At 37.1% G+C, this 21047-nt stretch carries 18 protein-coding genes, 2 tRNA genes and 1 pseudogene; 12 read left to right on the forward strand and 9 right to left on the reverse strand.

What is annotated here, in order from left to right; translation table 11 throughout:
• Window positions 1-112 precede the first annotated feature (112 nt).
• The 3 genes from B045_RS0110490 (at window position 113) to rhaM (ending at window position 4806) form a co-directional block, all read left to right on the forward strand.
• Window positions 113-3082, forward strand: a complete 2970-nt coding sequence (locus tag B045_RS0110490) for a sugar-binding domain-containing protein (protein ID WP_018464221.1) — start codon at window positions 113-115, stop codon at window positions 3080-3082.
• Window positions 3083-3194: 112 nt separating this feature from the next.
• Window positions 3195-4466 carry a rhamnogalacturonidase gene (locus tag B045_RS0110495; protein ID WP_238312067.1) on the forward strand — a complete coding sequence of 424 codons (1272 nt, stop codon included), beginning with the start codon at window positions 3195-3197 and terminating at the stop codon, window positions 4464-4466.
• Between the two features lie 22 nt (window positions 4467-4488).
• On the forward strand, window positions 4489-4806 hold the full coding sequence (gene rhaM / locus B045_RS0110500) for an L-rhamnose mutarotase (protein ID WP_025883503.1): 318 nt from the start codon (window positions 4489-4491) through the stop codon (window positions 4804-4806).
• A gap of 96 nt (window positions 4807-4902) precedes the next feature.
• Here the strand turns inward: rhaM and B045_RS0110505 are convergent, their stop codons facing one another.
• A complete protein-coding gene (locus tag B045_RS0110505; RefSeq protein ID WP_018464224.1) occupies window positions 4903-5682 on the reverse strand; it encodes an outer membrane beta-barrel protein in 780 nt (259 codons plus the stop codon).
• A gap of 1013 nt (window positions 5683-6695) precedes the next feature.
• Here B045_RS0110505 and B045_RS15350 point away from each other — a divergent pair.
• The 3 genes from B045_RS15350 to B045_RS14940 all read left to right on the forward strand — a co-directional run bounded on the left by B045_RS15350 (window position 6696) and on the right by B045_RS14940 (window position 7995).
• The gene (locus B045_RS15350; protein ID WP_018464226.1) at window positions 6696-6860 is read left to right on the forward strand and encodes a hypothetical protein; all 165 of its coding nucleotides are present in this window, start codon (window positions 6696-6698) and stop codon (window positions 6858-6860) included.
• 118 nt (window positions 6861-6978) lie between these two features.
• Entirely contained in the window at window positions 6979-7524 is a 546-nt protein-coding gene (locus B045_RS0110520; protein WP_018464227.1) for a hypothetical protein, read from the forward strand.
• A gap of 66 nt (window positions 7525-7590) precedes the next feature.
• On the forward strand, window positions 7591-7995 hold the full coding sequence (locus B045_RS14940; RefSeq protein WP_018464228.1) for a Fic family protein: 405 nt from the start codon (window positions 7591-7593) through the stop codon (window positions 7993-7995).
• Window positions 7996-8231: 236 nt separating this feature from the next.
• Here B045_RS14940 and B045_RS0110530 read toward each other — a convergent pair.
• Window positions 8232-8316, reverse strand: a tRNA-Leu gene (locus B045_RS0110530).
• A gap of 279 nt (window positions 8317-8595) precedes the next feature.
• Here B045_RS0110530 and B045_RS0110540 point away from each other — a divergent pair.
• Window positions 8596-9870, forward strand: coding sequence for a Fic family protein (locus B045_RS0110540; protein WP_018464230.1), 1275 nt, complete (start codon window positions 8596-8598; stop codon window positions 9868-9870).
• 93 nt (window positions 9871-9963) lie between these two features.
• On the opposite strand, the gene B045_RS0110545 is transcribed toward B045_RS0110540, so the two are convergent.
• A tRNA-Leu gene (locus B045_RS0110545) sits at window positions 9964-10045 on the reverse strand.
• 164 nt (window positions 10046-10209) lie between these two features.
• On the opposite strand from B045_RS0110545, the gene B045_RS0110550 reads away from it, so the two are divergent.
• Complete coding sequence (locus B045_RS0110550) at window positions 10210-11304, forward strand: mannose-1-phosphate guanylyltransferase (RefSeq protein ID WP_018464231.1); 1095 nt, start codon at window positions 10210-10212, stop codon at window positions 11302-11304.
• 78 nt (window positions 11305-11382) lie between these two features.
• On the opposite strand, the gene B045_RS0110555 is transcribed toward B045_RS0110550, so the two are convergent.
• Both B045_RS0110555 and greA read right to left on the reverse strand, forming a co-directional pair.
• Window positions 11383-11781, reverse strand: coding sequence for an HIT family protein (locus B045_RS0110555; RefSeq protein WP_018464232.1), 399 nt, complete (start codon window positions 11779-11781; stop codon window positions 11383-11385).
• A gap of 39 nt (window positions 11782-11820) precedes the next feature.
• Entirely contained in the window at window positions 11821-12285 is a 465-nt protein-coding gene (greA, locus tag B045_RS0110560; protein WP_018464233.1) for a transcription elongation factor GreA, read from the reverse strand.
• Between the two features lie 533 nt (window positions 12286-12818).
• Here greA and B045_RS15355 point away from each other — a divergent pair.
• The 4 genes from B045_RS15355 (at window position 12819) to B045_RS0110575 (ending at window position 15222) form a co-directional block, all read left to right on the forward strand.
• Window positions 12819-12980, forward strand: a complete 162-nt coding sequence (locus B045_RS15355; RefSeq protein WP_154650154.1) for a hypothetical protein — start codon at window positions 12819-12821, stop codon at window positions 12978-12980.
• On the forward strand, window positions 12967-13752 hold the full coding sequence (locus B045_RS0110565; protein ID WP_018464234.1) for a threonine/serine exporter family protein: 786 nt from the start codon (window positions 12967-12969) through the stop codon (window positions 13750-13752). The genes B045_RS15355 and B045_RS0110565 overlap by 14 nt, the downstream gene beginning before the upstream one ends.
• 61 nt (window positions 13753-13813) lie before the next feature.
• The gene (locus B045_RS0110570) at window positions 13814-14305 is read left to right on the forward strand and encodes a threonine/serine exporter family protein (protein WP_018464235.1); all 492 of its coding nucleotides are present in this window, start codon (window positions 13814-13816) and stop codon (window positions 14303-14305) included.
• Window positions 14306-14313: 8 nt separating this feature from the next.
• Entirely contained in the window at window positions 14314-15222 is a 909-nt protein-coding gene (locus tag B045_RS0110575) for a LysR substrate-binding domain-containing protein (protein ID WP_018464236.1), read from the forward strand.
• A gap of 128 nt (window positions 15223-15350) precedes the next feature.
• On the opposite strand, the pseudogene B045_RS14570 reads toward B045_RS0110575, so the two are convergent.
• From B045_RS14570 to B045_RS0110595, 4 genes and pseudogenes are all read right to left on the reverse strand, one after another.
• A pseudogene (locus B045_RS14570) lies at window positions 15351-15912 on the reverse strand (porin family protein).
• A gap of 200 nt (window positions 15913-16112) precedes the next feature.
• Window positions 16113-19466: a DEAD/DEAH box helicase gene (locus B045_RS0110585; RefSeq protein ID WP_018464238.1), complete on the reverse strand. Its 3354-nt coding sequence runs from the start codon at window positions 19464-19466 to the stop codon at window positions 16113-16115.
• On the reverse strand, window positions 19459-19959 hold the full coding sequence (locus B045_RS0110590) for a methylated-DNA--[protein]-cysteine S-methyltransferase (RefSeq protein ID WP_018464239.1): 501 nt from the start codon (window positions 19957-19959) through the stop codon (window positions 19459-19461). The genes B045_RS0110585 and B045_RS0110590 overlap by 8 nt, the downstream gene beginning before the upstream one ends.
• Before the next feature lie 3 nt (window positions 19960-19962).
• Entirely contained in the window at window positions 19963-20952 is a 990-nt protein-coding gene (locus B045_RS0110595) for a YqiA/YcfP family alpha/beta fold hydrolase (RefSeq protein WP_018464240.1), read from the reverse strand.
• Window positions 20953-21047 lie beyond the last annotated feature (95 nt).

A 21047-nucleotide genomic window follows, 5' to 3' on the forward strand; every position in this document is an offset into this window, starting at 1 on the left:
ACTAAAAAAAAACGGAAACTGTACAAAAATACCGAGAATTGAATTATATTGCATTTCATGAATCAATTAATATAGCTTACTTTGCACTTAACAATCAAATAACAAATTACTAATGAAACCTTTTTTAAACCGGGTATTAACGTTAACTGTGATAATTATCTCATGCTGCGATGTCTTGTCTGCTCGTGAGAAGTTTAATTTCAATGAAGGTTGGTTATTAAAAATAGGTGATTGTAATGGGGCAGAACTTGTTAGAGCTGATGATAGTCGTTGGGCATCTGTATCTCTTCCACGTGCATGGAATGAAGACGAGGCTTTTCGCCTAGCATGTCACGATCTTTCTGATTCCGTGGTATGGTATCGCAAGCATTTTAATCTTGATAACATAAGCCGTCGCAAGTTCTTTATTGAATTTGAAGGCGTGAAATGGGCAGCTGATGTTTATATCAACGGTCATAAGTTAGGAATATCTGAGAATGGTGTTATGGCTTTCGGTTTTGACCTTACTCCTTATGTGAAGTCTGGTGATAATGTTATTGCCGTTCGTGTAGATAACAGTTGGAATTATCGTGAACGTGCCACTAATCAGCGTTATCAATGGAATGATAAGAATTTTAATGCCAATTATGGCGGTATACCTAAGAATGTATTTCTTTATTCTTCGGACTTACTTTATCAGACACTGCCTTTATACAGTAATCTGAATACTATCGGCACTTACATATATGGTTCTGATTATGATATTGCAGGGCATAAGGTGAAGGTGAATGTAGAAAGTCAGGTTCGCAATGACGATAACGTTCCACGCTCGTTTCGTTTCTTTGCAAATTTAATAGACCGTGATGGTAATAATGTTGGCTGTTTCGACGGCGAACGCTATACTTTGCAGCCTGGTGAAACTCGTATCTTAAAAGTTAGTGGATACATAAGCAATGTTCATTTCTGGAGTTGGGGATATGGTTATCTTTATACTGTAAATAGTGTATTGAAGTCTGATGATGGAAGTGAGATTGATAATGTTGCAACACGTACAGGATTTCGTAAGACTCGTTTTGCCGAAGGAAAGGTATGGCTTAATGATCGTGTGATATCCATTCATGGTTATGCTCAGCGCACAAGTAATGAATGGCCTGGAGTTGGAATGAGTGTACCGGCATGGCTTAGTGATTATAGTAACAAACTGCAAGTTGAAAGTGGCGGAAATCTTGTTCGTTGGATGCATGTCACACCTTGGAGACAGGATGTGGAAAGTTGTGACCGTGTAGGATTGATTGAGTCTATGCCAGCTGGAGACGCAGAACATGATGTTACGGGTAGAAGGTGGGAGCAACGTAGCATGCTCATGCGTGACGCTATCATATATAATCGTAATAATCCAAGCATCCTTTTTTATGAAGGAGGTAATGAGAGTATAAGCCGTGAACACATGATTGAGTTGAAGGCTATTCGCGACGAGTATGATCCTTATGGTGGTCGTGCTATGGGTAGTCGTGAGATGCTGGATATTGATGAGGCTGAGTATGGCGGTGAAATGTTATATGTTAACAAGAGCCGCAAGCATCCTATGTGGATGATGGAATATTATCGTGACGAGGGATTGCGCAAGTATTGGGATGAATACAGCTATCCTTATCACAAGGAGGGAGATGGTCCGCTTTATCGCAACGCTGCAGCTCCTGACTATAATCACAATATGGATATGTTTGCCGTAGGACAGGTAAAGTCTTGGTATGATTATTATCTTGAACGCCCTGGAACTGGTAGTCGTGTTAATGCAGGTGGAGCGAAGATCGTATTCTCTGATACCAATACCCATTGGCGTGGCGAAGCAAATTTCCGCACAAGTGGTGTTACTGATGCGATGCGCATACCTAAAGATGCATTTTATGCAATGCAAGTGATGTGGGACGGCTGGGTTACTCCAGAAAAGAACCATACTTATATTGTTGGACATTGGAATTATAATGCTGGTACCGTCAAACCTGTTTATGTCATTAGCAATGGCACAAGTGTTGACTTACTGCTTAATGGCAAGAAGATTGCAACAGGAACAAATAGTTATCGCTATCTATTTACCTTTGATAAGGTAGCTTATGAACCAGGAAAGCTGGAGGCTGTAAGCTATGATGCCAACAAAAAGGAATTATCAAGATACTCTATTGAAACAGCTGGGAAGCCGCATCATCTGAAACTTACGACTATACAGAATCCATTGGGCTTCAAGGCTGATGGTGCTGATATGGCTCTTATACAAGTTGAGGTTGTGGATAGTATTGGCAGACGTTGCCCGCTTGACAATAGAATGATTCATTGGAATCAATATGGTGAAGGTGAATGGATTGGAGGCATAGCTGCTTCTACAGAGAAAGGCAATTATATTCATCAGGTAAATCTTCCTGTTGAATGTGGCGTGGAACGCGTGCTTGTACGCAGTACAGTCAATGCTGGTAACATTTATTTATGTGTTGGGGCAAATGGATTGCCTATGATAAGCGATACTTTGAAAACTCTTCCTGTTGACAATATGAATGGTTTGAGTAAATACATACCTTCATTGATGTTAAGTGGACATCTTGATCGTGGCGAAACTCCGTTGACTCCTTCTTATAAAGATTTGAAGAATGAAATAAATATCGTCTCTGCCAATGCCGGAAGTAATTCCAACAGCGTGAAAAAGAGTTTTGATGATAACGAACTTTCTGAATGGAGCAGTGACGGAAAGCGTGAGAATGCTTGGGTTACCTATAACTTTGCTAATAAGGTAGCTATTGATGAAATAACAATAAAACTTACTGGTTGGCGCAGCAAGTGCTATCCACTGGCTGTATACGAAGGTAATAAAAAGGTATGGCAAGGTAGCACATACCCTACATTGGGATATGTACATATAAATATTTCAAATCCTCTGAAAAGTAATAAGGTGACTATTAAAATGCTTGGTCCTGCTATAGATAGTTCTAAGTATGGAGAGATTAAGGAACTTGCTGGAGGAAAGACGAATGAACTTGACTTCGCTTCATCAAAGAAAGACGATGTAAAACTGAGAATCGTGGAAGTTGATTTTCTGCAGTCAATAAAATAGTATAAATAAATTTATGTATATTTGCAAAAGTATTATTAATCGAACAAACAAAAATAAATCAATGAATGTAGTAAAGAGTATAAGAAAGACTGTGCTTGTGGTTGTTTTAGGTATGCTTGCCGGAAATGCGATGGCTGATAAATGGCCTGATGGTTCGCCAATGGATAAATGGTTTAGTGATACGACTCACGTAGATGTTACTACACTTGGTAAGCAGTATGTTATTACTGACTATGGAGTGCTTAATGATAGTAATGTTGTTCAGACTGAAGCTATACAGAAGGTGATAGATACAGCTGCTGCAAATGGTGGTGGAGTTGTTGTAATACCACAAGGTACGTTTCTTAGCGGTTCGTTGTTTTTCAAACCAAATACGCATCTTCATGTAAACGGTGTTTTGAAAGGCTCTGACCGCATAGCCGACTTTAGTATTGTTGATACTCGTATAGAAGGCGAGACTTGTAGATATTTTGCTGCGTTGGTAAATGCAGATCATGTTGATGGATTTACAATAACTGGACATGGAACAATAAATGGAAATGGATATAACTATTGGCGTGAATTTTGGATCAGACGTGACTGGAATCGTCAATGTACGAATAAGGATGCACAGCGTCCACGACTCACATATATCTCTAACTGTAAGAATGTAACTGTTCAGGATGTAAAACTTATTAATAGTCCATTTTGGACAAATCATGTTTATAAGAGCAGTCATGTGCGTTACTTGAATTGTTATATATATGCTCCTACAACTGGTGTGAAAGCTCCTAGTAGCGATGCAATAGATATAGATGCATGCACAGACCTAATTGTAAATGGATGCTATATGAACGTGAATGATGATGCTGTTGTTCTGAAAGGTGGTAAGGGAACTTTCGCGGATCAAGATTCTACAAACGGACCTTGCGAACGCATCTTGATACAGAATTGTCATTACGGAACAGTTCATGGATGTCTTACACTAGGTTCTGAAAGTGTGAACGATCGCAATATAATATTGCGCGACTGCGTTGCAGATAATGCCAATCGTGTGATTTGGCTTAAAATGCGTCCTGACACTCCACAACATTATGAATATGTAACGGTAGATAATGTAAGCGGAAATGTTGGCAGTTTTATTGTTGTTCGTCCTTGGTCTCAATTCTTTAATCCACAGAAGCGTGATGATATGCCGTTGTCGGAATGTAATAACATCACTATACGCAATATAAAAGCAAATTGTCGTAACTTCTTTGATGTTGGTACAAGTGACAAGTATCATCTGCTGTCATTCTCTTTTGTAAATGTGAATGTTACAGATGAGGCTAATGAATTTTCAAAAAGCTTAATTGATAATACATTTGTGAAGAACGTCGTTATTAACGGAAAGAAAATAAAATAAACCTAATAATAATAGTTTAATTATGAAAAGATTTGCATTTAAAATGTATCTTAAACCCGGTTGTGAAAAAGAATACGCACGCAGACATGCTGCTATTTGGCCGGAATTGAAACAGATGATTAAGGACTCAGGTGTGAGCAATTATAGTATTTTCTGGGATAAGGAAACCAACCTCTTGTTTGCTTATCAGGAGTGTTCAAAAGATACCAATAGCCAGGACACCGACAACGTAGACCCAATAACACAGAAGTGGTGGGATATGATGGCTGATATTATGGATACCAACAAGGATAACTCTCCTGTAAGCATACCGCTGGAGGAGTTGTTCCACATGGATTAAAATATAAATAGCCTGACGTATTCGCCAGGCTATTTTTCATTCTTATTGCTGTATGTATCTCTATTCCTGATTCTTTGTAACAAAGAAACATAATCCTTAATATCTTCCAGCTCTAGATTCTATCCAACCACCTAAAAGCATAAGCAAGTTATCTCTAGTTTTACTTGTTATAGCTTTTGCAGGGAAATCCATCTTTATACCTATAGAAACGCCTTGGCGTAATGATTCTTTCACGAATGTCTTTCGACCAACCATTGGTCCGTCTGTAAAGTGAGCGTTATATTCTGTGCTGCCTCCTAATGGGAAGCGTAGATCCCAATTACATGTCAATGAAAGCGTACTAATAAGACGAATGTCAAATCCAAATCTAGGAACAATACTTATTGGTGAGCATTTCACGTTCCAGTCTACATGTAAATGACTGTCAGGGTATCCTTCTGTAAGTTGATAATCTCCATTGCCTTTTCTGTCCCAGTTCACGAAGTTTGTGTATATACTTGCTCCGATATGTGGTTGGAAAATCCATTTCTTAGGAAAGAAATAAAATTTAGCTCCAGCTTGAAGACCCATTTGATTTACCTTTGCCAGACCAATTCCGTTTGAATAATCAGTAAGTATTCCGTTTTGTTCAAAATACACTCCACCAATCAAGGCAAGTCTGGGTTTTAAATAATAGTCTGCAGTAATAGCGAAAGTATTACCTTGATCGTCAGAAGGGTAAAAGTCACATGTTGTTTCATCATCATCCTGTAATGTCGTCTGTCCGAATTCCACTTGCAGTCCCCATTTCTTTTGTCCTTCTTCTTGTGACATACATGGCATTAATGTCAACAACGCCACGATTGTCAACACTGTTTTTTTAGTTTTACTAGTCATTGTTATTAATTTTGACGTGGCAAAGTTACATATTTTTAAATATTTAGCCAAACATTATAAATAATTCTTTGGGAATAGGGCATGTATAAACGTTATCTTGCTTGGATGTCTGTTGCAACATATTTGTATTATAATAACCTATTGCAATATAGGATGAATTTTACGAAGATATTCTAATACATCCTTGGAAGTATGAAACTGACCTTTAGATCTTTTTTCAATGTTCTTTAGAAATTCATTATCGTAAATGTCCATTAGAGTTTGTCCTGTAAATTTACAAACCGTTAATCGCATTCATTTGCATCAAGAAAACATATGCTTATACATAGACCTTTTAGTGTGTGTTTTTTGCTATATTTTTTTTGACGAAAAAACATACATAACATACATGTTTTAATGTAAGTGGCTTGTAGCCAGTATGTTGGCTAATGTATGTTTTTGCTTATCATACATGTATCCTACATTAGCCTTAAAGATTAAATACTGTTCTTTGTTAATTTAGGGGATGATATCTTCTATACATTTATTCTAATTTATTTTTTTTCTAGTAGACTGTCCAATTTTATTCCTTGAAGTCATCACCACAACAAGTTGATGAAGAGCTATAAATACAAGAAATTATAAGTAAATCAGTCAGCGTTTTGAAAATGAAATCACCTTTTTCGTTGCGCTGTTGAGTAATATGGGCCTTATCACTCTGCGGTGCATGTAGGATAACAGAGTGATAAGGCCCTTATTACTCTGTTTTATGTATGATATTGACTTATCATACATAAACTAATGCGTTGAATAATAGCTTGTTACGTCAAAACATGTAGGAAAACGGTACAAAACATTCAAAAAAAAATATGAAGAGAATTATCATAAGAAGCGGATTAATATACTTCTGCCGATAAAACATTGTCTTGGTGTCTTGAAAATAATAATAAAGATAGAATTTCTTAGTATAAAATTGAGAATAGTTAGATTTTTATTATATTTGCAGAACATTATCTTAATAAATTGTTATAATAATGGAAGAAGAGGAACTATTAACTTTTGAAAGTAATTGGGATTTATTTTTAAAATCTCATAAACCTTATGTTGAAGCTAGTAAGTCTAGTATTTTGCATTTGTTGAGAAGGGATATATATCGTTGTATGGGATATACTATAGAAAGCAATAAAAATAAAACGTGATTAAAGATAATAAAATTAGTGCTATAATATGGTCTAGAAGCGGAACTTGGTCTTCTTTGGGAACAAAGACTCCGTTAATCTCAAAAACGACCACAGATGTTTATAAACCTGAGTTATCATGAGTATTATAAAAGCATTCACTAGTTTTGCTATAGCCTTGACAACACTATGTTCTTGTTCAAACGAGGAAGAATATACTCCACAAACAGCATCTGCCATTTGCAACTCGTTAAACGTATCTTTGGTAGATAAGAGTGGCGAACCGATGAATTATGTTGACTTGCTTGCAAACGGAAACGTTTCTGTTACAGAAAAAGAGTCAAAGCGTAAAGCCAAGATTGAAATCGTTGAATATGAAGGCAAAAAAGTCTTAAGTTTCAGCGTAGATTTACCCGATGTAAAGTTTATGACGTTTAACGAGGACAGAACAGAGGGTATTGGCAAAGTAGACTTATTGATGAACATTAAAGGAACAGAGTTACCTTTGACTGTAAACTTTAAGTATCATGCATCATCAGACAAATCCGTGATTGGAACAAACTCTATGCGTATTCAATCTATAGAGTATGCAGGTAAGACAATTACGCCAACAGAGAAATTGAGCATATATTCCATTAAAATCAGTTATGATGGCAATAATACAATCATAGAATCTATGCTCTAATAGCATTGTTCCAAGATAATTAAGGAAGTGTAGACGAATTAATCATTTTTCTTAAAAGAGCTGGAGTTGACTGAAGGCCGTGGTAATGGTATTCCAACAATTCAGGATGAGTTGGCAAAGAATGATTCGCCACGAGCTACTATCGAAACCGACGCACAGCGTTCGTTCTTCTTAATAGATATTCCTGTTCATGAAGGATATGGAAATATTGTTGAGTTACACGATGCTAGTGTCAATGTTAACCAAAAGGAGTATGACATCTTGCGCTTCTGTAAAGAACCACAATCAAGGAGAGATATTTTTTCTCATATTGGTGTTATTTATCACTCAAAGAACTACACGAGATTTATAGAACCGTTGATAGAAATGGGCTTCTTGGAGCTTACAATACCAGATAAACCCAAAAGTCCGGATCAGAAGTTTAAACTGACGGACAAAGGGAACAACTTTATATCTTCAAACAAAGAATAGAAATAAAGTAATATTCTCTAATTCGTGAAGATGTTGTTACCAAGGTACTGATGGGTAACCATAGCTATCAATGAGTGGTGGTGGTGACACTTCTGATTGCGCAGCTTCGTGGTTATTATTAACCTTCAAAATTGATTTTAATTGATTTTTGTGGGGAATATGTGGGGAAAGGTTTAAACTGAAAAATAGCTAATCGCTTGTGTTTGAGTAATTTAGCGATTTGGTTTGCCATTAAATGGTACCCAGACCCGGGATCGACCCGGGATGGATTGCTTCACTGGTGTTTGAGACCAGCGCATCTACCGATTCCGCCATCTGGGCGTGACGTCTTTTGTTTAAGATGTTGCAAAAGAATATGATAGGCTTCAATAACAAGATTGCTCCTTTCTATATGCCATGTATGGATGTTGAGGAAATCGATGGTAAGCATGTACTTGTGATATGGGTACCAAGTGGTAATAATATTACTTAAATCAAGTTTGATGCGGCTTATTTTCTTGTGTAATCCGCAAAATGTGCGGCTTACTTTGTAATTTTAGCCGCAAAAGTTTGCTTCTCTCTATTTTATTATTTAAATTTGCGATTATAATTAGATTAAATATGTTTATTTACGAAAGAGAAAACTGGACAGATTTTCGTTGGGATGCTAACCAACTGATAGATCTCATGGCGCAAGTGAACCGTGAAACTGGTTTTCTTGCTGGAAGATTGAGTGCTATTGGATTTGATGCACAACTATCAACAGCCGCCGAAACTATTGCTAATGACATCGTAGCTTCATCGGCAATTGAAGGTATTATCCTTGATTCGTCTGAAGTGCGCTCTTCTGTAGCTCGAAAGTTGGGTATCGAAGTCGCCAACGAAAAGTCTCCAACACATTATGTAGATGGCATCGTAGAAATGATGCTTGATGCCACAGCTAATTATCTTGACCCGCTATCTGAAAAACGGATTTTCTCTTGGCATGGAGCGTTATTCCCCACAGGACGAAGTGGACTTTCTGAAATTCATGTTGGAGCTTATCGCACAGAGCCAATGCAAGTCGTGTCTGGCATGTTTGGCCGCGAGAAAGTGCATTATTGTGCCCCTGGAGCTGAAAAAGTGCCTGTAGAAATGAAGACTTTTATCGATTGGTTCAATGATAAAGATGTTAAGCCATCATATATCAAGTCTGCTATTGCACATTTCTGGTTTGTGAGTATTCACCCTTTTGATGATGGAAATGGTCGAATAGCGCGAGCTATCTCTGATATGATTCTTGCCCAGACCGAAAGTAATGGTCAGCGTTTCTATAGCGTTTCTTCTGAGATAAATAAGGAAAAATCGGCATACTATGATGTGCTTGAGCGCACCCAGCATGGTGAGGGCGATCTGACCGAATGGCTTGCATGGTATCTTAAATGCATCGACAATGCTGTAATGGATTCGTATACAATGTTAAGTGGTGTTCTTCGCAAGTCGATTTTCTGGCGTACACATTCACAGGTTCCTATTTCTGCACGTGAGAAAAATGTACTTAACACATATCTAGACGGATATGATGCCAAGCTTACGATTAAGAATTATGCTAAGTTATGCAAGATATCAACTGATACTGCCGCCCGTGATATTCACAATCTTGAGGGTAAAGGTATACTTCGCATGGCTCAAGGCAGAGTAAGGGATGCTTCATATTCTTTGGTTTATTCACATGATGTGTTGCAATATGAGAAACTGACTACTGCCGAGCATGACAACAACCATTATATATCTGCTAAACTTGCAGATCACAGAATAATTGAGGAGCGAATTTCTGATATCGATTGGCTAAGATTTTCTCAGCAAGAAGTCACCTTGCAGGATTTAGTTGACAAGTATTTTGCATTCCAAAAATGAGATCAAAAAAACTATCTGTTTTTCAACTTAGTTAATAAGCGGTAGCTATATTAAAGAAAAAATCCTGTAAATCTTTGATTTACAGGATTTTTGTACCCAGACCCGGGCTCGAACCGGGATGAATTGCTCCACTGGTGTTTGAGACCAGCGCGTCTACCAATTCCGCCATCTGGGCGTGACGTCTTTTATTAAGACGGTGCAAAGGTACATAATAATTTTGAATGTGCAAAGTTTTTATAGGAAAAGTGTTGATTAAGGATAAGGTTTGATTAAAAAACAAAAAATACTTTGCAATTTCGTTTTTAATATTTAATTTCGTACCAAAATAAAAAGATGACTATGAACAAAACACTTAATAATAATTATTGTGTGATATTAGCTGGCGGTAAAGGTCGAAGATTATGGCCTTGCAGCCGTGAAAGCTATCCAAAACAATTTATTGATTTCTTCGGTTCTGGGGAAACACAATTGCAGCAGACTTATGAACGCTTTGCCAAGATTATTCCCCAAGAAAATATTTTTATAAATACCAACGAGACATATATTGATATCGTCAAAGAACAGTTGCCTAATGTTTCTGAAAGCAGGATCATGGCTGAACCTATATATCGTAACACCGCTCCGGGGGTTGCATGGGCTGCACATAGAATATCGAAAATATGTCCAGATGCAAATCTGATAGTTTCTCCTTCTGATCAAACCGTAATCAATGAGGATGCATTTAAAGATAATGTGATTGAAGGCTTTGAATTTGTTGAGAAAAATAACTGCTTGCTAACAATGGGTGTGAAGCCTACTCGCCCTGAACCTGGCTACGGATATGTGCAGATTGGTGATAATACTGATTTTGAAGATATCTATAAGGTCCAGTCGTTTATAGAGAAACCTGAACGTGAATTTGCACGTGTATTTATGGAGAGCGGCGAATGGTATTGGAACACGGGTATATTTCTCTCTAATGTGAGATATCTTGCCGATAGCCTTTATAAGTTGTTGCCTGTGGTATTGCGTAAGTTGGATCAGAATAATGAAGACTGGAAAATAGAGGATGAAAATCTGTTTGTGAAGGAAAACTTTCCTTTATATCCTAATTTGTCAATTGACTTCGGAGTCTTGGAAAAGTCAGACAATGTGTTTTTGAAAAAATGCGACTTTGGTTGGGCTGATCTAGGAACATGGCACGGGATATACGAGTCTATGCAAAAGAGTGAAAATGATAATGTTGTGATAAACTCTGAAGTGATATTGGAAAACTCACATAGCAATGTAATTAAACTCCCCAAAGATAGGCTTGCCGTTATTAATGGTCTTGATGGTTACATCGTTGCAGAAAAAGATAATGTACTGTTGATTTGCAAGAAAGAGGATTCTTCTGCTTTGGTAAGGAAATATGTTACCGAGGTGCAAATGAAAAAGGGTGATAAATTTATCTAATGTGATAATATAAAAATAAAGAAGGTAAGAATAAGCAGTGTATTACTTTATTCTTACCTTCTTTGTTTTTTGGGGTGTTTACAATTTTTGAAATTCTTTGTAAATCTTATTAGCGGCATCCTCAAACTCAGTTTCTGTTAGTTTTACGTGATGCTTAAAGTCGACATCAGCTTCGCTGTTCATTGGCAGCAAATGGATGTGTGCATGATTCACTTCAAGACCAAGTACGACTTGAGCGACTTTCTTACAAGGAAACGCTGCTTTGATAGCCTTTGCTACTTTCTTCGCAAAGACCTCAAATTCTGCCAATTCTGTATCTTCCATATCAAAGATATAGTCAACTTCCTTGCGTGGAACAACTAAAGTGTGTCCCTTTGTTACTGGGTCGATATCAAGAAAAGCGTAGAACTTATCACTTTCTGCGCATTTGTAGCTTGGAATTTCTCCTGCAGCAATCTTTGAAAATATAGTGCTCATCTTTTTTGAATTAAAAGTTAAGGAATAATGCAATGATTATTATATGCTGATTTTGTCGATACGCAACTTTATTACGCCTCGTGGAATTTTTACCTCTACGATGTCGCCTACCTTATGATTAAGTAATCCTTGTGCAATAGGTGTCTTGATACTTATTTTGCCCAGTTTGAGGTTGGCCTCGCTCTCGCTGACGATAGAGTAGGTCATCTTTGATTTTGTTGCCATGTTAGTCATTTCCACCTTCGACATAATCTGTACGGCGTCAGTGCTGAGGCGAGATGTATCAACGATCTTAGCCTCGGCTATGGCAATTTTAATCTTGTTTATTTTATCTTCGAGATGAGCTTGTGCCTCTTTAGCGGCATCATACTCAGAATTTTCACTTAAATCACCTTTGTCGCGGGCTTCAGCAATTGCGGCTGATGCCTTAGGGCGCTCTACTGATTGGAGCCTTTTAAGATCTGCTACTAATGTATCGTAGCCTTCTTGTGACATGTAAGCCATAATGTTTTAATTTATTATTATTAATATTACGAAGTTTTGGCGAGGACAATAAAATAAAGAATTCCGACATCATGTGGTGTCGGAATTCTGTATCCTATAATATGCTCGCTATGCTTTTTTCTTTCTTTTTGCAAAGTTAGATATTATATTTGAATTAAACAAGTTTTTAAGAGATATTTATATTATAATGTAATGCAAAATGGGAACTGTTATCGCACACAGGCTTGATTTATATCATGAAAACCTAAATAAAAATATAATTTCAGTCTTAATAGCTTGACGCTAAAGAATATTTGGAATATCTTTGCAACGTGTTTTTCATAGTATTAGATTTAAGGTTAACAAAGGTTGGGACTCAGCGGAGTCCCTTTTTTTGTTTTATGGCTATTGATGGAACTGGTAGTTGTTGCTATCGAAAAAGCCAATAGCCGCTATCGTAATAAACACGCATCATTATTTTCGTAGGTAACGATATGGTATTACCTTTGCTTCGAATTTATAAATAAGTATTTCGATTAAATAAGTATTTCGATATGAATAATCAGGTTATAATGTGGAGTGTAGTCGTAGCTGTATTGTTATTGATGTTTTGTTTCAGGATAATCAACAAGTTTCATAATTCAATAAATCATCACAATATTATTGAGATTGGAGACGATTACTCAATATACGGCGCAGAAGATGACGTTCTCTAATAACACTCCTGTTGATGTACGTGATGCTTATGTGTTCCTTGCTGAATATGCAGCATGGTTGTTAGGATGTGGCGCAACATGCATTAGGATAACCAAGAACGTTACACGAATTGCTGAGGCCTGGAATCTCAAAACAGAGATTACAATCATGCCTAGTTCTGTACATCTGAGTGTTTTCGATAATGATACAAAGCAGTCGTTTATTTATTTGAAGCGAAAGCCAAGAACTGGTATTAGTTTTTATAAAAATACACGACTTAGCGAACTTAGTTGGGCAATATCTGACGCAAAGGTGAGCTTTGAAGAAGCACGTGAACGCTTTAATAAAATTATAACAGCGCCGTATACAAATAAATGGCTTGTGCTAGTACTTACTTCGCTAGCGAATATGTCTTTTTGCCGTTTGTTTGGTGGTGATCCAATGGCTATGCTTATAGTCTTTGTAGCAACATTCGCTGGATTCAGATTGAAGCAAATGATGCTAGAGGATGGATTTGATGACAGAGTGGTATTCTTCGTCTGTTCTTTTTTCTCAGCAGTTATAGGCTCAGCAGGATATGTATTCCATATTGGAACTACGCCAGAACTGGCCGTTGGAACAAGCGTTTTATATCTTGTACCAGGTATCCCATATATCAATTCGTTGAGTGATATGCTTGATGGACATTATCTAGTGTCTTTTAGTCGATTTATGGGAGCTGCAATGCTGACCTTCTGCCTGTCATGTGGACTTGCTGCAGGAATGCTATTGATGAATTTGAAGATATTCTAGCAGACGGATTGATCGTTCTTTTATGGGAAAAAGTTTTAGCATACAAAATATATAGTTATAGATGTTTTTCTTAGAAATTTTTCAGGATGCATTCTTTGCAGCTTTAGCAGGAATAGGATTCGCAAGTATAAGTAACCCACCAAAACAGGCTTATAAATACTGCGCTCTTATCGCTGGAATGGGGCATGCAACGCGATTTATACTGATGAACAGTAGTCTTCATTGGGGGATTATAAATGCAAGTTTCATAGCAGCTCTTGTTATAGGTTGTTTGGCTGTATTGCTATCAAGTTATGCTAAATGTCCACCAGAGACTTTTTCTTTTCCGTCTCTTCTTCCTATGATCCCTGGAATATATGCTTATCACACTATAGAAGGATTAGTTTTCTGTTTGTCAGCTCAAAAAGAAGAATTATTCAATCATTATTTGTATCTTTGTGCATCGAATGGATTTACTTGTTCATTTGATATCTTGGGTATGGTATTGGGAGTCACAGTTCCGATTTTCATATTTAAGAAGTTTTCATTCAGAGTTACACGATACTATAATTGAACGAATTTATGGAATTAAGACAGTTGAGATATTTCCTTAAGGCAGCAGAAACACTGAACTTTTCGGAAGCTTCTAAAGAACTTTTTATAACGCAGAGTACGCTCTCGCAGCAGATTAGACAGTTGGAGCGTGAATTGGGAGTGTCTTTATTCCAGCGTAATAGTCATGAGGTGCTGCTTACAGAAAATGGTGAGCATCTGCTTCCTTATGCTAGAAAGACTATTATAGATGCCGATACATGCGTGGAAAGCATGAACGACTTGAAAGAAATGATAGGTGGAACTCTGAACATCGGTGTTACATATACGTTTAGCCCACTGCTAACGGATTCCCTTCTTGAATTTATGAAGAGTTATCCTAAGGTGAAGCTTAATATTTACTATAAGCCAATGACTGAGCTTATGGATATGTTGCAACAGAGAGAAGTTGATTTTGTGTTGGCTTTCAAACCTACACGAAGATATGAACATATTGAGAGCCATGTGCTTTTTAATAATAGGCTTAATGTCGTGGTAAATGAAAGTCATCCGTTGGCTAGTCATAAATCTATTTCTTTGTCAGAATTAGAACGTTATGATATGGCACTGCCGGCTTTAGGACTTCAGGCACGCAATACATTTGATGATATATGTTCGCATACTGACCATGAATATAAGGTGAGAATAGAACTTAATGACGTTAGCATCTTGTTGAAGCTTATTAGAGAAACAAGTTATGTCACGGTACTTGCCGAAACTACAATTCATGATGAGGACGGACTGATAGGTGTACCTCTCGAGGGAGTCAATGATAACATGGAAGGGTGTGTTCATCTTTTGAAAAATGCGTATGTAAAAAACAGTGCACGCGAGTTTTATAGGCTATTATGTGAGTCAAATTCGATAAAAAAATACTCTGCATTGGCAGATTTGATATAAAAAAATTACTCGGCTATGGTGAAAACCAATAGCCAAACCTCAAAATAATCATTTTAGTGTATGAAAAAACCGTCATTAGATTGTGAAACCTGATGGCGGTTTAATTTTTTATACGTATTTATTGTTGATTACAACTCAAATTTGTAACCAAGTGTAATCTGAAATACGCTGTTTTTTGAGTCTGAACCATCGATAATCTTGGTTGTACCCCAATTGTAGCGACCGTCAATGACAAAGTTGTTGTATTCGTAAGAAATACCTACTGGAATTGAAAAATCAATAGTTTTAGCGTCAAAGCTGCTAGAATAGCTAAAACCGCCTTCACTTCCAGATAGTTTGCTGTTTACATTAAAACCTGGTTGGATACCCAGTTTAATAGCAAGACCTTTTGCTACATAAACATTTGCAAGAATTGGAACGTTGATATAATCCAACTTAGCTGTTGTTCCATTGTTTTTAGCACCTTGCATAGAATAAAGGGCACCAGCACTGATAGAGAACATGTCCGTAGCCTGATACTCAAACTCTGCACCTACAACACCGCTCCAGCGTGGATCGTTGTTGTCACCCCTTAGTAATGTTTGCAATGTTTAAACCAACTTTTGGTTGAATAGTTAATGAACCAATGGCATGTTGTGCAAAAGATGTTGAAGCAAACAACAACATAGCTGCAAATAAAATTTTTTTCATAATGGTTTATATTTATATTAATTTCGCTCCCTTTGTGGGAGTAACTCTCTAATATTAATTAGTCATTGCAAATATATATATATATTTATTTAGTTCCAAATTTTTATCGAATTAAATATTAGATTGTATTTTAGTCATTAAAGCCAAAAACGAGTTTAAGCTTAGTGATATTTTCTAATAAGATTCGTTGCTACCTATTATTATTCATATTCAATATATCCGCCTTTGGACTTTATGTGCTCAATGAGGCTTTTAAATATAATATCATTATTAAGTATCTCTGCATTACCAGTAAGGATCATTTGTTTTCTAGCCCTTGTAATTGCAACATTCAGTTTGCGGTCAATAATATGGTCATCTTCCTCAAAACAATTACTTGTAAGGAAGTCTAATTGATAACGATTCTGGATGGTGAACGAATATATTATTACATCTCGTTGACTTCCTTGGTATCTCTCAACAGTATCTATACTTATATCTCCTAGTTCTGGAATACCAAGTTTCTCAATTTCCTTTCTTATCATTGAGATCTGGTTGCGATAGGGTACTATCACTCCTACAGTTTTGTCAGCATTGAACTTAACACCATAGAATCTGTATATGCGTCTTAGTATATCTGTGACTATTTTAGCTTCTTCTGAGTTTACCTTGTCTGATATATTAGGTTCCTTACAGAATCTTGAAGGAATGAATACCATTCGGCGAGCCTTTAATGCATTATCAAGATAGTCAATTGATTCCAATGAATATTCAAGTTGCTTTTTTGTCTGATGTTCAAGAGGAACTGGTTGCAGATTTTCCTTATAATAAAACATCTTGTTAGGGAATTCTGCAATGTCAGGATGCATGCGTCCTTGACGTCTCAGCACACCAGTAAATTCATTTCTGTTATTAATATTCTCAATATGTATAAGCCTTTCAAATAATGAGTTTCGACAGTTGTCGAGGCAAATATTGTTAAGGCTTACATCATTTACAGATGAAATAGCAGAATCTTGTTGAACTACTGCCGGTAACTGTTTGTAGTCGCCAATAAGAACGAACTTGGAATCAGCTTGAGCCAATAGTCCGATGATGTTCGGTTCAAGGATTTGACTTGCCTCGTCAACAATAACAGTAGAGAAGTGTTTTAGATTGAACAGGTAAGACTTACCTTGAATTGTTGATGTTGTGCCAACAATTACTTTGCAATCTAAAATCTTTTGCCTTATGACATTTAATTTCGGACAGTTTTCTATTATCTGTGATAAGAGGTGTTGTCTGTATTTTGTGTCACAAGTAAACTCGTTGCCTATACGTATATAATCTATATCGTTGTCACTCAGCATTCCACATATTTCATCAACAGCTCTGTTGGTATAGCTCATAAGCAATATAGATTGGTCGGAACTTATAGATTCTCTCACCATATATTGCAGAGCCATACTTGTTTTTCCTGTCCCCGGAGGACCAACAAGTAAGAAATAGTCAAGTGCCTGTTTGGCTTTAAGTATAATTTCATCATACGATGGATTGTAGCTATGACTTAATTGTATGCTTTCATCTTTACGTGGTTGGCGTTGAGCCAAAAGTAAGTCTTTGAAGCTTTGTCGCGAAGTGATAAATTTATGAAGTGAACGGATTGCTGAAGTAGTAGATGCATCACTGCCACTGTGTTCTATCGCATAAGTTGTGTCGGTAAAAATAGACGAATCTTGTTGCCCGTCCGTTAGATGTACGGTAAGACTATTTGAATGTATTTCAATAAGATTACCCTTAAACAAGAGAGTCTTTCTTACATCTGGCTCTTCGTTTTCATTATATGCGTACATATATATCATGTCGCCCATTCTGAAGTTTGGAAGAAAGTCTGCGCCTTGATCAGGAACGCTGAATGTTATGGTATCATATCCGTTAAAGTCATTGCTTTTCTCCTTGTTTACTATTCGCAAGTCGGTATATATGTTTCCAGTCTCTTTCTTCTCTGCCAATGGCATATTCCACAAATCGGCAATGCTGTTGCCTACACCTTCTTGCGAACCTACTTTACTAGCCAGCTGCTCTCTATACACAAACGTCATCATTCTATTGAAGTATGCCTTCTCAAGACTTGATAGGTTATGCAATGGAGTTAACAAATCGTCAAATCTCGGCAATATCCAATTGTTGAAAAAGTTATTATTCAGTTGGTTTTCATTTAAGGTTTCGGCTGAAAGTTCTTCAATAACTCCGTCAAATCCATTTATCGCAAAACTGAATTCATTTGCCACTAGCTGATTTCTGAATTTAATAGCTTCGCGGAACAGCTTTTGATAGAAGTTTACAACTACAAGCCCCCCGGGTAAAGGATATTTAGAATAGAGCAGTCTTATATCAGTCTTGTTGCTGCCTACATGAAAATTTTGTTTAAGTACGCCATAATACAATAACAACTGTACATAATGATCTTCTTTCTGAAAACTTCCGTATTCATTTGGTTGATTACTTTGTATATTGAAGTTGCCTCCTGATTTTTGCTCAACAAGCAGAGAAAAATCAGTAGTCATAAGGTCGGCACGTCCTTGTATTCCAAGTTGTTCACAGATGAACGATGGCTCCAGTATAGCACTGCTTTTTCTATCCGAAGATAGATAGTCGTTTCTTATGTAATCAACAATTTGCTGAATGTTTCTTGTCTGTTTAATTGCTGCTACACGGAAATCCTCTTTTTTATTTAAATCGGGACACGTGCAATATTCCAAAGCCTTCTCTTTAAAATTTTTCTTGAATGTTTCAGCCCAGTCATATTTAGTCTTACTGTTTATGATGTCGTCAAGAGCGCTTCCTGCGAAGTTACCTATTAGTATCGCTTGACTGTTGGCTGCCGAAGACATACTGTTTACTGTATATGACAACGGATTATGCCCATATTCGGTGAAGCATCTTGCAATGCTACTTATATCTATAAGAAAGTCTGGCTCAATCACAATTATAGAAGTTTCACTGCTTCCATCATATTCTTCCAAAGGGGATGTAACGTCTATAAGATTTATCTGCATACCTTTTTTTAATATGTCATTAAGATATGCTTGTTCTTCTTTTAGATGTATGCTGATTTCACGGTTTGTAGAATCCTGATCAATTTCGGCAGTGAGATATTTATCTTCAAAGCTCTTTACGATGCATCGTATATAACGATAGTCTATATGACGATATTCTTGCTGCGGTTTATCTTCGACAGGTAGTAAGCCTACCAACGAAGAAGGAATATCAGTATCAAAAACGGCTGAAATAAATATAGCCAATGCACGGCAATCATACATAAGGTCGCTTTTGTCAATAGCCTGTGCATGATTACTGTTACGTCTCATTCGTTGAATGGCAATCGCATCATTCGTTGCTACATGATGTTTCTTGCAAAGAAAGTCTACCTGAGAAAATAAGTTACCGAAAGCAAGGTTGTTGCCTGTCAGCCCCTGACTGCATGCCAGAACAAGAGTCTCGTGAAGCATCTTGTTTATAGGTGAGCCTTCATCCGCGCGAATAATATCAAGGATGCGGTCAAAGAGTTCATTGCTTGATATGAAATTAGACATCTGTACTCTTTTCCCAATCAAGAAGTTGCTTCTTTAGTTCTTTTCCCCAATGGTATTCCCCAAGAGTTCCGTCTTTATGTATGATGCGGTGACAAGGCACAAGCATTGCAATAGGATTCTGAGCTACAGCACTGGCGACAGCTCTTACAGCCTTCGGCTCGCCAATACGTTCAGCCAGTTCCTGATAAGAAATAGTCTCACCTTTTTGTACTTTCATCACTTCTTTCCACACCTTAAGTTGAAATTCCGTACCATGAAGGTCTATGTCTATTTCATGGTCGTATCCGTCAAAGATAATTCTCTTTACGGTATCAGCCATCATATCATCTTGTGTAGTAGGAGTGTACACACCCCAGTGAGAAGCGAGTTCGTGGATAACCTCCATTTTATTATATCCTAAAAACTGTAGGTCACAGATACCCTTTGACCTGCGTGCTACTACAATTGTTCCGAATTTACATTCAGCGAAACCATAAACTATTTCTGTATCCATAAATTATTGTCCTCCAAGTCTTTCAAAAAATATTATTACCTCTTCCCATGTCTTAAATTCCTCACTACCGTACTCAATTGCGGTACCCATGAAATTCTCATCGGGAAATAAATCAACCATATAGTCTCCATAAAGCAGATGTTTCTGGTTGGTGAATATGATGTGGTTGTATGCTGGTGCAGAAATGTATTCCTCAACCCAATTCTGAACTTTTTCTGTATATTCGTGATTGTTAGTTGGTGCCTCTGCCACTATATATACGTTATAATTTTCTATCAGCATTTCGTAAGCCTTATGCATGCTACTTACAGGTTTGCCGTAGCTGTCATGCATGGCGTTATAGTTGATATAGATAATTGGGCGTTCCTTTGCTTGTTGTCTGTCGTCAATCCATCTTATTATAGGAATAAGATAGTGTAACGCGACCTTGTCAATCAGTCTGTGCTCACCATGAAAATATATTGCATTTGGATAGTGACTTCTAAAAATATCGAAAGTGTGCACAACAGGATCGTTGTCTCCAAACATACCGATAACTCTGTTTTTGTCATCATTATCAATGTCGGTGAAACTTTGTTCTGTTAGATCTTTATATTCTTTAATCAGTGACTTGTTAACTATAATTTCATTCACTCCGTCTTTACGTGGGTTTTGAAATTCTTGTCGTCCTGTCATACTGCTCATGGTGTCACCCATTTGAAAAGCAGGATTAACAAGTATTCTGTCAAAGCCGTGTAGCATTTCTGTTAACATACCACCCATGGAAGTTCCGATAATCAAGTCTGGTTTCTCGTTTTCAGCCATAGACTTCAACAACAGCATCGCTTCTTCTGGATGTACAGGAATATCTTCTGCTATGATTTTAGCTTTAGGCATCAGTTCCTGAAGCATCTTCACTGTTCCGCTTTGTGCTGAAGAAAGGAAACCGTGAACATACATAATCTTCTTTCCCGCCATAAGTTCGGGAAACTGCTTGATATAAGGATTCTCCATTGTTTTAATCTTTTCTTAATGCAAAGATAGTGCCAGCGAGTACAAAATCATTAAGTTTACTTACATGTTTTGTTGAGTGCCGCCTTATCTTATGC

The sequence above is a fragment of the Segatella paludivivens DSM 17968 = JCM 13650 genome (assembly GCF_000373185.1).
In the GTDB taxonomy this organism is placed as follows: domain Bacteria; phylum Bacteroidota; class Bacteroidia; order Bacteroidales; family Bacteroidaceae; genus Prevotella; species Prevotella paludivivens.